This window comes from Mycobacterium sp. (genome assembly GCF_046095365.1).
Taxonomy (GTDB): domain Bacteria; phylum Actinomycetota; class Actinomycetes; order Mycobacteriales; family Mycobacteriaceae; genus Mycobacterium.
On the sequence record NZ_JBJTJF010000096.1, the window covers coordinates 1 to 14592 of the forward strand.

A 14592-nucleotide genomic window follows, 5' to 3' on the forward strand; every position below is an offset into this window, starting at 1 on the left:
TCAGGCCGACGATCATCGGCAGCGCCGAGGCGACCAGTCCGCCGAACACCCAGACCAGCACCAGGAAGCTCAGCGGCACCGCGATGATTTCCATCCGCAGCAGGTCGGCCTTGGTCTGATCGTTGATCTGCTTGTAGATCAGCGCGCTGCCGCCGGCCAGCACCGTCACGCCGTCTCGGGTTCCGGCCATCTGCTCGGCCAGCGGGGCCGCATACACCTGGGCCTTGTTCTCGCCGCCGAGCTGATCAGCACCGACGGGACCACCGGCCTGATCGTGGCAACCATGGACGGCGGCGAGGTCCACGGCGAGGTGACGCCCAGAACGTTCGGCGTGGCCGCCAGCCGGGCGATTCGGTGCAGCACAGCGCCATCCTCTCGCATGTCAGCAGGTCGGAACCGAGTCTTGCCGGGTCGTCGCGGGCTGGTCAAACGAGGCGCCGGACCCGTCATCCGGAGGTAAGAAATTGCCACCATTTTCCGAAACGTGACTCAAAGATTCCTTAATGGTTACCCATAGGCTCTCAGGCATGTGGATCGACGACTCCAGTGCCGACGTCATCAAAGTGGACTTCGACGCGCTGTATCACGGCGACCTCCTCGTGGAGGGTGACACCTCCGAGCAGTTCGAGGACTCACCGCCGCTGGCCAACGCCAGCTGACCGGCCTCTGCGGCGTCCCCCGACGCCCTCCGCCGACCTGCGTCGCACGGGACTGCACAGTGCCCGCCCGGTAATCCGGGCGGGCATTTTTGCTGTTGGCACCCGCCCCCGGCACTGACCACTCGGGGCCATTCTTTTCCCGCGCGGCAGCAGTCTCGGCGCGCAGCAACTGGCGCGGGCCGGGGTTTAGACGGCGGCCCCGGCGTTCAGCATTCCCGCCAGCCGGCCGTTGATGATCTCCTCGGCCTCACTGACGATCCGGCCGACCAGTTCGCCGCAGGTGGGGATGTCGTGGATCAGACCCATCACGGTGCCGACCGTCCAGATCCCCGCGTCCGGGTCGCCCTCGTCGAACACCCGCCGGCCCCGTGTGCCGGCCACCAGTTCCATCACGTCGCCGAACTGGCCGCCGTTCTTGAGGATGTCCACCACCTCGCGCGACACCGCGTTGGACGCCACCCGCGCGGTGTTGTGCAGGCTGCGGAAGATCAACTCGGTGCCCAGCTCGTCGCCGTCGACGATCGCCTGCTTGATGTTCTGGTGAATGGGCGACTCGACGGTGCACATGAACCGGGAACCCATGTTGATGCCGTCGGCACCCAGCGCCAGGGCCGCCACCAGGCCGCGGGCGTCTCCGAAGCCGCCGGAGGCGATCATCGGGATCTCGACCTTGTCGGCCGCGGCCGGGATCAGAACCAGGCCCGGGATGTCGTCCTCCCCCGGGTGTCCGGCGCACTCGAAGCCGTCGATGCTGATGCCGTCCACACCCAGGCTCTGCGCCTTGATCGCGTGCCGCACCGAGGTGCACTTGTGCAGCACCTTGATCCCGTTGTCGTGGAACATCGGAAGGTGCGGGGCGGGATTGGAACCGGCGGTCTCGACGATCTTGATGCCGGCGTCGACGATGACCTGCCGGTACTCGTCGTACGGCGGCGGGTTGATCGCCGGCAGGATGGTCAGGTTCACCCCGAACGGCTTGTCGGTGAGTTCGCGGGTGCGGTCGATCTCCCGGGCGAGGTCGGCCGGGGTGGGCTGGGTCAGCGCGGTGAGGAACCCGAGCGCACCGGAATTGGCAACGGCCGCAACGAGTTCGGCCCGGCCCACCCACTGCATGCCGCCCTGGGCGATCGGATGCTCGACGCCGAAGGTCTCGGTGAACTTGGTCTTGATCGTCATGTGTCGGTCCTTCCTACCTGGGTGCCATCCGGATAGCGCCGTCGAGGCGGATCACCTCGCCGTTGAGCATCGGGTTCTCGACGATGTGCACCGCCAGAGCACCGTACTCGCTCGGTTTGCCCAGCCGCGACGGGTGCGGCACCTGAGCGCCCAGGGAGGCCTTCGCCGGCTCGGGCAGACCGGCCAGCAGCGGGGTGTCGAACAGGCCCGGCGCTATGGTGACCACCCGGATCTGCTTGTCGGCGAGATCGCGGGCGATCGGCAGGGTCATGCCGACCACGCCGCCCTTGGACGCCGAATATGCCGCCTGGCCGATCTGGCCGTCGAACGCCGCGACCGAGGCGGTGTTGATGATGACGCCGCGCTCCGGGCTGTCTTCCGGGCCGGCCGGATCGTTTTTGACCATCCGCTCGGCGCCTAGGCGCAGCACGTTGAAGGTGCCGACCAGATTGATGTTGACGATGCGGGCGAACTTGTTCAGCGGGTAGACCCCGGCCTTGCCGAGCACCCGGATGGCGTCGCCGGTCCCGGCGCAGTTCACCACGATGCGGACCGGTCCCAGCGTCTCGGCCAGGTCGAACGCCCTGGCCACACCCTCCTCGTCGGTGACGTCGGCCGGCGCGAACCGGACCCGGTCGCCCAGCTCGCGGGCCACGTCCTCGCCCGCCGAGGAGGGCAGGTCGAGGATGACGACCTTGGCTCCCTCGTCGAGCAGCGCCCTGGCCGTGGCCAGGCCCAGCCCGGAGGCTCCGCCGGTGACGACGGCGACGGCGTCCTTGATCTCCACTGCGGCTGCTCCCCTTCGGTTCGACCTACTGGTTGGTTGGCTGGGTTGGGACTATACCCACGCCCTACCCACGCCCAACCCACGCCCTACCCGCGCCTCACATCCAGTCGTTGAGCACCGCATCGTTGTCCTCCCCCGGGGCTCGCGGCGCGGTGGGCTGCCCGGGCCGGGTGCGGGAGAACCGCGGCGCCGGCATCGGGAATACCGAGTTGCCGACGCGGTAGAAGCTGTCGCGCTCGGTGTTGTGCGGTTCGGTCTCGATCTCGGCGAAACTCAGCACCGGGGTGACGCAGGCGTCGCTGCCGGCGAACACCTCGGCCCAGTGGTCGCGGTCGTGGCGGGCGAAGGTGTCGGTGAGGATCGCCCTGAGCTCCGGCCACCGGCTGACGTCGTTCTGCCCGGGCAACTCACCGGGGTCGAGTTGCAGCTTGTGCAGCATCTCGGCGTAGAACTGCGGCTCGATGGAGCCCACCGCGACATACCGGCCGTCGGCGCACTCGTAGACGTCGTAGTACGGGGCCCCGGTGTCGAGCATGTTGGTGCCGCGCACGTCGCTCCACAAACCGGTGTGCCGGAAGGCGAACATCATCTGCGCCAGCACGGCCGAGCCGTCGACCATGGCGGCGTCGATCACCTGGCCGCTGCCGGACCGCTCCCGTTCGTAGAGCGCCGAGAGGATGCCCACCAGCAGGAACATCGAGCCGCCGCCGAAGTCGCCGACCAGATTCAGCGGGGGCACCGGCCGCTCGCCGGCCCGCCCGATGGCGTGCAGCACGCCGTTGAGCGAGATGTAGTTCATGTCGTGGCCGGACTGCTGGCTGCGCGGGCCGGTCTGGCCCCAGCCGGTCATCCTGGCGTAGATCAACCGCTCGTTGACCGCCGCGCAGTCCTCCGGCCCCAGGCCCAGGCGCTCGGTCACGCCCGGGCGGAACCCCTCGATGAGGACGTCGGCCCTGGCGATCAAGGCCAGCACGCGGTCGCGGTCGGCCGCGTTCTTCAGGTCGGCGGTCACCGAACGGCGACTGCGCATGAGGAAGTCTCCGCTGGGACCGGGGTTGGGCCGATTGCTGGGGCGTTCGACGCGCACCACGTCGGCGCCGAGGTCGCCGAGGATCATCGCGGCATGCGGGCCGGGACCGATCCCGGCCAGTTCGACGACCCGCAAACCCTTGAGCGGTCCAGCCATCTGCGTCTGCCTTCCTCGTTGAAGTTGCTTCTTTGTACCGTGTTGACCCATGACCTCCTACACCGGCACCGACCACCTGTCCGTCTCGCTCGACGGCGCCGTCCTGTCGGTGACGTTCAACCGGCCCGACAGTCTCAATTCGCTCACCACGGCCATGATGACCGGGCTCGCCGACACGTTGGACCGCGCCGCGCACGATCCGCGGGTGAGGGTGGTCCGGCTCGGCGGAGCTGGCCGCGGATTCTGTTCCGGGGCGGGTATCAGCGCCGAAGACCAAGCGGCACAGGCGGCTTCGGTGTCGATCGACGATCTGCTCACCGCAGCCAACCGGGCGGTGAGGTCGATCGCCGCGCTGCCCAAGCCGGTGGTTGCGGTGGTGCACGGGCCGGCTGCCGGGGTGGGCGTGTCGCTGGCTCTGGTCAGCGACGTCGTCCTCGCCTCGGACCGGGCGTTCTTCATGCTCGCCTTCACCCGGATCGGTCTGATGCCCGACGGCGGGGCCACCGCCCTGGTGGCCGCGGCGGTCGGGCGGATCCGGGCGATGCGGATGGCGCTGCTGGCCGAGCGCATTCCGGCCGCCGAGGCCCTGGAGTACGGGCTGGTCAGTGCGGTCTACCCGCACGACGAGCTGGACGCGGGGGCGTCGGCGGTGATCGAGAAGCTCGCCGTCGGGCCGGCGGCGTCGCTGCGGCTGACCAAGCAGGCCGTCAACGCCGCGACGCTGACCGGACTGGACCCCGCCATCGAGCGGGAGTGCGAGGGTCAGCTGGTGCTGCTCCGATCGCGCGACTTCATCGAGGGCACGAAAGCGTTCCAGCAGCGCCGCACACCGGTCTTCACCGACGAGTAGGGGCTACAGACCGAAGATCGGCGGCAGTCCCAGCACCATCATCAATCCCCACAGCACGTGGGTGAGCACCGGTGCGAGCACGCCGCCGGTGGCGCGGCGCTGCAGGCCGCACACCGTTCCCAGGACCAGCCCGGCGAAGGCCAGCATCGGGTTGCCGGTGGCCAGCGTCGCGGCGGTATAAAGCAGCGTCGAGATCGCGACCGGGTAGAACCGGCCCAGCGCGGTGTAGAGCGCGCCCCGGAAGAACAGCTCCTCGGCGAATCCGTTGACCAGTGTGATGAACACGATCAGCAGCGGCGGACCGAAACTGGTGTACTCGAGAACCCGGGTGATCCGATCGGCCACCGCGGGGATGTTGCGGACCACCAGCCCGCCGAGCAGGAACACTCCCCCCAGCACCAGGCCCGTCGCAGCCGCGCTGATGACCGGCCGGGTCGCGCGGTCCCGCCAGGTGATGCGCCCCAGGTGCAGCGGACCCGACAGCAGCGCGCCGAACGTCCACACCCCCGCCAGCGCGAGCGTGAGCCAGTAGAACGCCGTCGCCCCCGGCTTCTGGTTGAGCGAGTAGGCCATCAACAGCGCGCCTGCCACCAGCACCACGCAGACGACCACCCGCCGCCGGTGCACCACCGACGGCCGCTCCGCGTGCGGCACGGCCTCACCGGTGGCCGCCGCGCGGAGCTGGTCGATACGCATCCCTTTCACGGTACGAAACAAACCCGTCCGAATCGGTGACGCAACCCTGACGTCGAGCGCATCGCTATTCGGCATCGCGGTAGAGGTCCACCAGCCGCTCGTAGACGGCGGCGTTGTCGCGATTGCCCTTCAGTTCGGCGTCGCTGAGCTCGCGGCGGACCCGGCCCGGCACTCCGGCGACCAGCGACCGCGGCGGGATGACCACTCCCTGCGGGATCAACGCGCCCGCGGCGATCAGCGACCCCGCCCCGATCACCGCTCCGTTGAGCACGATCGCACCCATCCCGATCAGTGCGCCGTCCTCCACCGTGCAGCCGTGCAGCACCGCGTTGTGCCCGACGCTGACCCCGGCCCCGACCCGGACCGGGAATTCGGGGTCGACGTGGATCGCCACGCCGTCCTGGATGTTCGTGCCGGCCCCGATGTCGATCGGTTCGGCCTCGGCCCGCAGGGTCGCCGAAAACCAGACGCTGGCCCTGGCGGCCAGCCGGACCTGGCCGATCAGGCCGGCGTTGGGGGCGACCCAGGCCTCCGGGTCGATCTCCGGGGTGCGGCCGCGGACCGAGACGATCAGCGGGCCGGTGACGGGTGAAGCCATGCCGGGAATCGTAGGTGCCCGGCCGGGCCGGATCGAAACGACTCGGCTTTCGGCCTGATCAGGACGTTTTGGGTAACGAAACGGCCCGCGACTACGATTCCACAGGCGTTGCGGACGCAATGACCGCACGAGAACTGCCGCACAAGAACCGAAAGAGGACCCCGTGAGCACTCGCAGCAAGACCCTCGGTGTCGCCGCGGCCGTCGCCGCCGTCGTCGTGGCCGTCCCGACCGCGGTCCAGGCCTATGCAGACCCGACCACTCCCGAGCCGACCCCGGCTCCCTCCGCGGCGCCGTCCACGCCGACGAACATGATCCCCGCGCCGACGTCGACCAAGGTGCCCGATCCGCAGGGTTCGGGCTGCGACGCGTACCGCAGCAAGCACCCCGCCGGCAGCCCGGGCTCGATCGACTCGATGGCTCTGCAGACCGGATCGCAGGCGCTGGCCAGCAACCCGGATCTGAGCGTGTTCAGCGACGCGATCTCAGGCAAGCTGAACCCCGACATCAACATCGTCAACGTGCTCGACGGCGGCCCTTATGTCGTCTTCGCCCCGACCAACGACGCGTTCGCCAAGCTCGACCCGGCGACACTGAGCACCTTGAAGACCGACCCGGTGGTGCTGCTGCCGACGCTCTTCTACCACATGGTGCTGGGCTACCTCGGGCCCAACGACGTCAAGGGCAAGATGCCGACCCAGGACGGTCGCCCGGTCACCGTCGCAGGCAAGGGCGGGGACATCACGGTCAACGGCGCGAAGCTGGTGTGCGCCTACACCGCTCACAACGCTTACATCTACATGATCGACACGGTGCTGACGCCGCCGACGCCGGCGGCCGAGGCCCCCGCGACCGCCGCCTCGGAGACCACCTCGACGACCCCGTCGACCTCGGCGAGTCCGTCCAGCGAGTCGGCAACCCCGTCGACCTCGGCAGCGCCGACGACCTCGGCGGCCACTGCCAGCGAGTCGGCCACGGCCAGCGAGTCGGCCACGCCGTCGGCGAGCCCGTCGGCGACCGCGACGACCACCACGTCCAAGGCGGCCTGAGCGGCTGTCGGCGCCGGGGTCAGCGCGCCTTCCAGACCGGGGCGCGCTTCTCGGCGAACGCCAGCGGTCCCTCGCGGGCGTCCTCGGAGCCGAACACCGCGCGCATCTCCCGGTTGGAGCGCTTCCAGGAGGCGATCTCGGCGGTGATCGCGCCGTCGTCGACGCCGGCCGCGACCCGCTTGCTGGCCTGAACCGCCAGCGGCGCGTTGACGGTGATGCGATCGGCCAGGGCCAGCGCCGCCTCAAGGGCCGTGCCGTCCGGCACGACCTGATTGATCAGGCCCCAGCGGGCGGCCTCCTCCGCGCTGATCGGGTCCCCGGTGACCAGCATCTGCATGGCCACCTTCCGGGGCAACTGGTCGACGATGCGGAACACCCCGCCGGCAGCGGCGATCAGTCCCCTCTTGACCTCCGGCAGACCGAACTGGGCGCTGGACTGGGCCACCGCGAGGTCGCTGGCCAGCGCCAGTTCGGTGCCGCCGCCGAGGGCGGTCCCGTTGACCGCCGCGATCACCGGCTTGTCGATGAAATGCTGCACGTAGCCGGCGAACCCCCACTCCGGATGGTCCGGGTGGAAGATGTTCTCCCCCCGCGACAGCGCCTTGAGGTCCGCACCGGCGCAGAACGACTTGTCCCCGGCCCCGGTGATGACGACGGCCCAGATCTCCGGGTCGTCCTGCGCCTGCTGCAGGGCGTCGCCGACGCCGACGCTGACCGCCTGGTTGACCGCGTTGCGTGCCTCCGGGCGGTTGATGGTGATGACCAGGGTGTTGCCCCTGCGCTCGGCGAGGGCGCCGGGCACGGTCTCCTGCGACATCGCTACAGCAGCTCGAGGATCGTGGCGTTGGCCTGACCGCCGCCCTCGCACATCGTCTGCAGGCCGTAGCGAATCCCGTTGTCGCGCATGTGATAGAGCAAGGTCGTCATGATCCTGGCGCCGGACCCGCCCAGCGGGTGGCCGAGCGCGATGGCGCCGCCGTTGGGGTTCAGCTTCTTCTCGTCGGCGCCGATCTCCTTCAGCCATGCCATCGGGACCGGGGCGAAGGCCTCGTTGACTTCGAAGACGCCGATGTCGGACAGACTCAGGCCCGACCTCTTCAGCAGCTTCTGGGTGGCCGGAATCGGGGCCGAGAGCATCATCACCGGATCCGCCCCGGCCAGCACGGCGGTGTGAACCCGGGCGATCGGCTTGAGTCCCAACGACTTCGCCTTTTCCGCCGACATGAACAGCAGCGCGGCCGAACCGTCGGAGATCTGCGAGGAGTTCCCGGCGTGGATCACACCGTCGTCCTTGAAGGCCGGCTTGAGCTGGGCCATCTTCTCCAGAGTCGTGCCGCGACGGATGCCCTCGTCCCTGGTCACGACGTTGCCGTCGGCATCCTTGATCGGCACGATCTGATCGTCGAAAGCACCCGAATCCTGTGCAGCCCCGGCCTTTTCATGCGAGTCCAGCGAGAACTGGTCGAGCATGGTCCGGGACAGTTCCCACTTCTCGGCCATCATCTCCGCGCCGATCCCCTGGTTGGGCGTCCGGCTGTAGCGGGCCTTGAAGGCGGCGGTGTAGGGGTTTCCGCCGCTTGCCAGGGAGGCGCCCATCGGGGTCCTAGACATCGACTCCACCCCGCCGGCGATCACCGCGTCGTAGTGGCCGGCCACCACACCGGCGGCGGCGAAGTGAACCGACTGCTGACTGGAACCGCACTGACGATCCACTGTCACGCCGGGGACGGTCTCCGGCCAGCCCGCGGTCAGCACCGCGGTACGGGCGATGTCGAGGGCCTGTTCCCCGGCCTGCATGACGCAGCCCCAGATCACGTCGTCGACCACCTCGGGGTCGATCCCGGCGCGCTCGGCCAGACCGTTGAGGACCTGGGCCGACAGGTCGGCCGGGTGCACTCCGGACAGCCCGCCGTTGCGCTTGCCGACCGCCGAGCGCACAGCCTCGACAATTACCGCTTCCGCCATCGTCTTCTCCTCACATTCCCAGACCGGATGCCCCGATTCTGACAGACCAACCAACCGTTTGGTCAACCCGGGTCGGAGCGGGTTTCCACGTGGACCGGGACGTCGTCGTCCCAGGGCTGGCGAACCACCATGTCGGCAACCGCGACCCACCCGCTCTCGAACTCACCGGTGGCCGCGTCGACGAGCCGGTAGCGCTGGGTCTGGGTGTGGATGGGCTGTGCGTCGAGCAGCACCACCCGCACCTCGCCGGGTTCGAAGTGACAGCGCCGCTGCAGCGCAGCGATCAACTGCTCGTTGTGCATGTGACCGTCGCCGAAATTCCAGCCGATGGCCGTGCTGCAGATCCGCTCGCCGTCGGTCACCGAGTAGTCGTCCTCGTTCTGGCCGGCCATCGCCCGGTGCGCCAGGGTGAACAGCGCCTTGCCGTGGGTGTTGAAGCCGCGGAAGGCATACCCCATGTAGATCGGGATCTGGGCGGCCTCCTTGCTGCCGTAGAACTTCTCCAACTGGGCGGCCGGCATGTTGGCGATCGCCACGACGCCGCGGTCGATCTTGGCCTCGGCGGACGGCTTGACGCACCACAGGGTGGTGTCCCAGTTGCCGGCGTAGTAGCGCATGCCCGGCAGGAAGGAGACCCGGCGCGGCGCGAGGTTTCCGGCTACGACGACACTCGCCATCACCGCGAAGAGGATCACCGGAAGCGGGCCGGTCATGTCGGCCAGGCCGACGTCGGCGTGCGCGACGAACAGGAACAGCACGCAGAAGATCATGAAGACGTTCCACTCCAGCGGCACCCCCATCGGGATGGCCGAGAGGATCCCGAGATGGAAGCACACCATTACGAACGCCGCGATCGCGGTCGGCCACCCGCCGTGGCTGAACAGCAGCACCAGCGGAACCAGCCCCTCGATGGCGGTGCTGACGTGCGCCAGTCCCCGTGACAGCCGGCCGGGCCGCAGGTCGTCCGGAAAGCGTTCGAAGAAGGCGCGTTTGAGCGCACGCGGGCGCACCACCGGACTGTTGGACATCATGGTGGAGATCACGAACGGGAAGTGCCGGGTGAGTTTCGAGGTCGCCGCACCCATCCAGATCGCCACGCAGGCCAGTTTCGCGGCGACGATCGCGTCGAGTCCGCCGAACAGGAACGCGACCACGAACGGGGCGTACACCTCACCCCGGGCGGCCAGGAAGATGACCTTGTCGCGCAAGCCGCTGACAGCGAGCAGTGCCAGCACTGCCCACGACTGCCAGTCCGGCAGCAGGCCGGACTCGGTGGGACCGGACGCCAACGCCACGGCGAGCACCGCCAGCAGCGCGCCGTAGAGGACGACGTCGACCGGGTCGCGGTTGTCGCCGCGGGTGAGCGGCACCCGGTCCGGCCAGGGCGGCAGGCGAATGGTGTTGGGCCGCAACCAGTACAGGGCCGAACCCATCGGCGGGTAGAACCGGTTGTTCAGTGGACCGAACCCGCAGCCCAGGCCGATCACCTCGAAGAGCATGGTGTAGAGCACGACCTTCTGCAGCACGATCGGTTCGGTCCAGGCGTGGCCCCGGTTGATCAGGGCCGCCACACCGACGTAGGCCAGGATCTTGACGACGTAGAACAGGTGCAGGGCCACCGGGGTGCCGAACCCGACCTCGGCCCAGTGCCTGGCCATCGGCCGGATTTTCTCCGCGCGGGTGCCCTTGTCCCACTCGGCGAAGTCGATGACGGGCACTTCCTGCTTCAGAAACCCCATGGGTCTTTCCTAGCCCCCGGGATCGACGTTGTCGCGGGATTGAGCCGCCCGGCCCGGTCTCACGTCCGGGCGCAGGCGGTCAGGGCCCGGGTGAGCCGGTCGAGGTAGCCGTCGACGTCGACGTTGCCGGGGTCGGCCCGCACGCTGACCGCCACCGCATCCCCGATCCCGTGCACCCCGTGGGTCAGGCTCATCATCGGCGACAGCGCCGGGAAGCCCGCGGTGAACCGCACCGGGCGCCCGCCGCCCTGTCCTTCGGCGGGCCCGCGATTGACGCTGGACACCACGGTGTGCGCGGCGACCGTGGCCGACCGCGCCGACGGATCGAACTGCCGCACACCCCAGCGCAGCAGCGGCGCCGGGACGGCGGCGCACGCCGCGGCCGAGGCCCGCTCCGCCGGATGCCGGACCCGGCGGCGGTGCCCGGCCAGCTCAGCGGCGATCAGCCGGGACCGCTCCGGCGCGGCCGCAGCCGCGTGCAGGTTCACGCTGACGTTGCGGAAGTTGTTGCGCGCCGGGGTCCCCTCCAGCGCCATCGGGACCTCGGCGCCGAGCCTGCTGATGTCCTCGCCCCGCTCGGCGAGGTAGCCGCCGAGCGCCTCGGCGACGGCGACCAGCGCGCCGACCGTCACCGTCGGGCGGCGGATCCGGTCGCGGTCGATCACCACGGTGCGCAGCACCGGCGGCCCGGACGGGCGGGCGTTGACGCTCAGCGCCGGCCGGGGCGGGCCGGGCGGCGCGAGCTCCCCGGCGGCGATGTCGCGTTCCATCCGGCGGTGCGCCAGGGCGGCCGCCACCGCCCGCGCCGGCAGGAAGCCGCGGTCCGGCGCGGCCACCGGGTCGAGCCGGGCGCGCCGGCCGAGCAGCGCGGCCGCCATCGCCGCCGAACGGGTGCCGTCGGCCAGGCAGTGCGCGATCTGCACGGCGACGAAGCCGGGCGGGTACACGTGCAGCCGCCATGCCGTCCGGGTCGCGTCGAGTTGACCGAGCCCGGCCACGGCGTCCAGGCAGCACTGCCAGTCGGTGGCCGGATGGACGACGAACTGCTCCCCGGTGACGTCGCACTGCTCCCACCGCGGGTAGCGCCGGCGACTGTCGTCCACGACGCGCACCTGCAGATCCGGATGCGCCATCGCGTTGCGCCGCACCCGTGCGAGGGCCGCGTCGAGATCGGAACATCCGTCGAACGCGTACAGCAGGAACTGGTCGTTGGGCGCCACGGCCGACAGCCAGAACAGTTGCGCGTCAGGCGCGGCCATTCCCAGCTTCGACACGGTCGCCATTGTGGCCTGTGATGGTGCCGCCGCGCGTAGGGTCGGAACTCTAGACCCGAGGAGGTTACTCATGCGACGCATCACCATGGCCATCGCGGCGGTCGGCGTCATCGCCGGCTCGCTGGCCGGCGCGCACACCGCCGGAGCCGCCGCCACCGACAACAACCCGCCGGTGCAGCCGGGAACCCCGGTCCCGGTCACCACCGCACTCAACTGCGTGGGCTTCACCGGGTTCGAGGGCTGCGGCCCGGGATGGTTCTGGCGCGACGGCTGGCGCGGCTGGAGCTGCTACCCATGCTGATGAAGTCCGGACGGAGTCGCCTCGCGGCCGGGCTGAGCGCCGCAGCCGTGCTGTCGGCCGGACTCGCCGGCGCCGGTGCCGCCGCCGCCGACGACTACACCGGCTGGCTCATCGACCCGAACGTCGTCATCGACACCATCGCCTACACCCCGGGCGGACCCACGCCGAATCCCGGCGGCCTGCCCGGTGCGGCGATGGTCTACACCCACCGCGACGGCCGCACGATCACCGACTCGGTGTGGGTGCTGGCAGACCCGGCGGCAGCCGCGGCGGCGGTGACCCAGGTCCGGGGTGCGGTCACGATCGCCAACCCCAAGACGGAGTCGGTGGCGGTCGGGACCGGCGGCCAGCTGACCTCGGGCACATCCGCCGACGGCTCGAGTTCCAAGAGCCTGCTGTCCTTCACCCAGGGCAACGCGGCATCGACGATCGAGTTCACCGGACCTATCGACGATCCGGTGCCGGCCGATCTGGTCCTCCAGCTGGGCCAGGAGCAGGACAGCCTGATCAAGAGCCGCCAGGGCGGCTGAGGAACTCAACGATGCGCCGCCCGACCTCGTCGGGGCGCTCGAGTTGCAGGAAGTGGCCCGCGTTCTCGACGACGGCCACCGCGCTGCCGGCCGGCAGCGCGGGCCGGACCAGCGGGGCGAACCCCGCCGTCATGCACCCGTCGTCGGCGCCGTGCAGGTAGAGCGTCGGCAGCCGCGGCGCCTCAGTCCACCACCGGTGCAGTTCGGCGTACCGGGCCGGCGGGCGATAGTTGCGGATGGTCGCCCGGTAGGGCCCCAGCGCCGCCCGCCAGCGGTCCGGCGCTCCGATAGCGGCGTCGACGTGACGCAGATCCTCCGCCGCCCCGTAGCCGGGTGACCACCGCCGCCAGAGCAGCGGCACGATCCACCGACCCGAACGCTCCGGTGCGAACGGCACCTGGAAGAAGCCGATGTACCAGCTGCGCAGCAGCTGCCGGGGCAGCAACCGCACCGCCCGGGCGGTGCCGGCGCGCAGGGTCGCGGCCGGCGGCACCGACATCACCACCGCCTTGCGGAAGGGACTGTCCGGCATCGCGGCCAGTCCGGTCGCCGCGACGGCGCCCCAGTCATGGCCGATCACCACGTCGTCGTCGGTGGGATCGACGGCGGCCCGCACCTGCAGGGCGTCGTCCATCAGCGCGCCCAGGTGGTAGGCGCGATCCGCGGGCAGCGAGGACGGCCGGTATCCACGCATGAACGGGGCGACCACCCGGTAGCCGGCGGCGACCAGATGCGGCGCCAGTTTTCGGAACCCATGCGCCGTGTCGGGAAAACCGTGCAGGCACAACGCTATCGGGCCGTCAGCGGGCCCCCAGGTGAGCGCCCGGATCGACACGGACGGCGCCCCCACCTCGATCGAACGCGGCTCGATGTTCGTCGGCATGTTCGTCGGCGTCCTCCTAGATCGGTTCGAAGCCGGAGATCAGCCAGCGGCCGTCGACCCTGTCCATGCTGACCCGCACGCCGGAGTTGGACCGGACCGGTGGCTGGTCGCCCTCGGTGGTGGTCTGGTCGACGTAGGCGAGTACCACCGCGTGCTCGGCGGATGCCGACACCACCGCCGCCGCCGGCACCGTCGCCGACGCCGCGACGCCCTTGCGGATCGCATCGGGCACCACCACCGTCGCGATCAGTTGCGTGTAGTCCTCGAGGAACCTCCCGGTGAGCCGGTCACGGGCGGCGGTGGTGAGATCCTGCTCGGCGGTCCCGGGCTGGTAGCTCAGGATCGCCGGGATGGAGTCGCGTGCGACGTCCAGGGCTGCCGCCCCCGCCTGCTCGGCGGTCCGACGCGTCGTGGCGTCCCGGAACAGCAGGGCACTGACGACGAGGAGGATCGCGGCGGCCAGGGCCGTCAGCGCCCGCCTCACGGAACGAATTCCAGTGCAGCGACTTTGAATCGGCCGCCGTCGCTGCTGACAGTCACCCTGGTGCGCCAGAGCTTGGGTTGCCGTTCGGGCTCTCCGCGGTTGGAGGTCATGACGGTCAGCGCCACCAGCACCCGGCCCTGATCGCCGTCGACGGACTCCACCGCGGCCTCGGTGACCGTTCCCACCGATTTCGACTGCGTCCTGCGGGCGGCATCCTTGAAAGACTCTGCGCGGCTGGCGAAGTCGTCCCGAAATTCCCCCGTCGAAGTGTCGAGGATGCGCTGGACGTCGGCGTCCACCTGCCGGTGGTCGATGGTGGTCAGGGCCAGCGCCCCTTCGCGGCCGGCCGCCAGGACACGCTCGCGCACGCTCTCGGCGCGGCGGACCGAGATGTCGCGCCAGCCCAGCCAGCCGGT

General features: G+C 70.1%; 18 protein-coding genes. 5 read left to right on the plus strand and 13 right to left on the minus strand.

All coding sequences use genetic code 11. The features are described 5' to 3' along the window. Nucleotides 1–304: MMPL family transporter (locus ACKOQ4_RS08325; RefSeq protein ID WP_526290719.1), on the minus strand; the 304-nt coding region annotated here is incomplete at its 3' end. A 223-nt stretch (nucleotides 305–527) separates the two neighbouring features. Here ACKOQ4_RS08325 and ACKOQ4_RS08330 point away from each other — a divergent pair. Further along, a complete protein-coding gene (locus ACKOQ4_RS08330) occupies nucleotides 528–659 on the plus strand; it encodes a hypothetical protein (RefSeq protein ID WP_526290721.1) in 132 nt (43 codons plus the stop codon). A 186-nt stretch (nucleotides 660–845) separates the two neighbouring features. Here the strand turns inward: ACKOQ4_RS08330 and ACKOQ4_RS08335 are convergent, their stop codons facing one another. From ACKOQ4_RS08335 to ACKOQ4_RS08345, 3 genes are all read right to left on the minus strand, one after another. Continuing rightward, entirely contained in the window at nucleotides 846–1835 is a 990-nt protein-coding gene (locus ACKOQ4_RS08335) for an NAD(P)H-dependent flavin oxidoreductase (RefSeq protein WP_526290723.1), read from the minus strand. A 13-nt stretch (nucleotides 1836–1848) separates the two neighbouring features. Beyond that, entirely contained in the window at nucleotides 1849–2622 is a 774-nt protein-coding gene (locus tag ACKOQ4_RS08340) for a 3-hydroxyacyl-CoA dehydrogenase (RefSeq protein ID WP_526290725.1), read from the minus strand. Between the two features lie 97 nt (nucleotides 2623–2719). Beyond that, nucleotides 2720–3808, minus strand: a complete 1089-nt coding sequence (locus tag ACKOQ4_RS08345) for a CaiB/BaiF CoA transferase family protein (protein ID WP_526290727.1) — start codon at nucleotides 3806–3808, stop codon at nucleotides 2720–2722. 49 nt (nucleotides 3809–3857) lie between these two features. On the opposite strand from ACKOQ4_RS08345, the gene ACKOQ4_RS08350 reads away from it, so the two are divergent. Continuing rightward, on the plus strand, nucleotides 3858–4658 hold the full coding sequence (locus ACKOQ4_RS08350; RefSeq protein WP_526290729.1) for an enoyl-CoA hydratase/isomerase family protein: 801 nt from the start codon (nucleotides 3858–3860) through the stop codon (nucleotides 4656–4658). Between the two features lie 3 nt (nucleotides 4659–4661). Here ACKOQ4_RS08350 and ACKOQ4_RS08355 read toward each other — a convergent pair whose 3' ends face one another. Further along, nucleotides 4662–5354 (minus strand): CPBP family intramembrane glutamic endopeptidase, encoded by a 693-nt coding sequence (locus tag ACKOQ4_RS08355; RefSeq protein WP_526290731.1) that lies wholly within the window; start codon nucleotides 5352–5354, stop codon nucleotides 4662–4664. A gap of 64 nt (nucleotides 5355–5418) precedes the next feature. Continuing rightward, nucleotides 5419–5952, minus strand: a complete 534-nt coding sequence (locus tag ACKOQ4_RS08360) for a gamma carbonic anhydrase family protein (RefSeq protein ID WP_526290733.1) — start codon at nucleotides 5950–5952, stop codon at nucleotides 5419–5421. A gap of 163 nt (nucleotides 5953–6115) precedes the next feature. Between ACKOQ4_RS08360 and ACKOQ4_RS08365 the strand changes: the two genes are divergently transcribed. Next, complete coding sequence (locus ACKOQ4_RS08365) at nucleotides 6116–7000, plus strand: fasciclin domain-containing protein (protein WP_526290735.1); 885 nt, start codon at nucleotides 6116–6118, stop codon at nucleotides 6998–7000. A 19-nt stretch (nucleotides 7001–7019) separates the two neighbouring features. Here the strand turns inward: ACKOQ4_RS08365 and ACKOQ4_RS08370 are convergent, their stop codons facing one another. The 4 genes from ACKOQ4_RS08370 to ACKOQ4_RS08385 all read right to left on the minus strand — a co-directional run bounded on the left by ACKOQ4_RS08370 (nucleotide 7020) and on the right by ACKOQ4_RS08385 (nucleotide 11987). After that, the gene (locus ACKOQ4_RS08370; RefSeq protein WP_526290737.1) at nucleotides 7020–7817 is read right to left on the minus strand and encodes an enoyl-CoA hydratase/isomerase family protein; all 798 of its coding nucleotides are present in this window, start codon (nucleotides 7815–7817) and stop codon (nucleotides 7020–7022) included. 2 nt (nucleotides 7818–7819) lie between these two features. Beyond that, nucleotides 7820–8965, minus strand: coding sequence for a thiolase family protein (locus ACKOQ4_RS08375; protein WP_526290739.1), 1146 nt, complete (start codon nucleotides 8963–8965; stop codon nucleotides 7820–7822). A 62-nt stretch (nucleotides 8966–9027) separates the two neighbouring features. Next, the gene (locus tag ACKOQ4_RS08380; RefSeq protein ID WP_526290741.1) at nucleotides 9028–10704 is read right to left on the minus strand and encodes a DUF3556 domain-containing protein; all 1677 of its coding nucleotides are present in this window, start codon (nucleotides 10702–10704) and stop codon (nucleotides 9028–9030) included. Between the two features lie 59 nt (nucleotides 10705–10763). Next, nucleotides 10764–11987: a WS/DGAT/MGAT family O-acyltransferase gene (locus ACKOQ4_RS08385; RefSeq protein ID WP_526290743.1), complete on the minus strand. Its 1224-nt coding sequence runs from the start codon at nucleotides 11985–11987 to the stop codon at nucleotides 10764–10766. 61 nt (nucleotides 11988–12048) lie between these two features. Between ACKOQ4_RS08385 and ACKOQ4_RS08390 the strand changes: the two genes are divergently transcribed. Both ACKOQ4_RS08390 and ACKOQ4_RS08395 read left to right on the plus strand, forming a co-directional pair. Next, complete coding sequence (locus tag ACKOQ4_RS08390) at nucleotides 12049–12279, plus strand: hypothetical protein (protein WP_526290745.1); 231 nt, start codon at nucleotides 12049–12051, stop codon at nucleotides 12277–12279. Further along, nucleotides 12273–12809 carry a hypothetical protein gene (locus tag ACKOQ4_RS08395; protein ID WP_526290747.1) on the plus strand — a complete coding sequence of 179 codons (537 nt, stop codon included), beginning with the start codon at nucleotides 12273–12275 and terminating at the stop codon, nucleotides 12807–12809. The genes ACKOQ4_RS08390 and ACKOQ4_RS08395 overlap by 7 nt, the downstream gene beginning before the upstream one ends. Here ACKOQ4_RS08395 and ACKOQ4_RS08400 read toward each other — a convergent pair. The 3 genes from ACKOQ4_RS08400 to ACKOQ4_RS08410 all read right to left on the minus strand — a co-directional run. Then, nucleotides 12787–13692: an alpha/beta fold hydrolase gene (locus ACKOQ4_RS08400; protein WP_526290749.1), complete on the minus strand. Its 906-nt coding sequence runs from the start codon at nucleotides 13690–13692 to the stop codon at nucleotides 12787–12789. The two genes, ACKOQ4_RS08395 and ACKOQ4_RS08400, sit on opposite strands and share 23 nt — an antisense overlap. 16 nt (nucleotides 13693–13708) lie before the next feature. Further along, nucleotides 13709–14176: a hypothetical protein gene (locus tag ACKOQ4_RS08405; protein WP_526290751.1), complete on the minus strand. Its 468-nt coding sequence runs from the start codon at nucleotides 14174–14176 to the stop codon at nucleotides 13709–13711. Next, nucleotides 14173–14592 (minus strand): Rv1363c family protein (locus ACKOQ4_RS08410; RefSeq protein WP_526290753.1); only part of this gene is annotated, 420 nt, incomplete at its 5' end. The genes ACKOQ4_RS08410 and ACKOQ4_RS08405, both read right to left, overlap by 4 nt.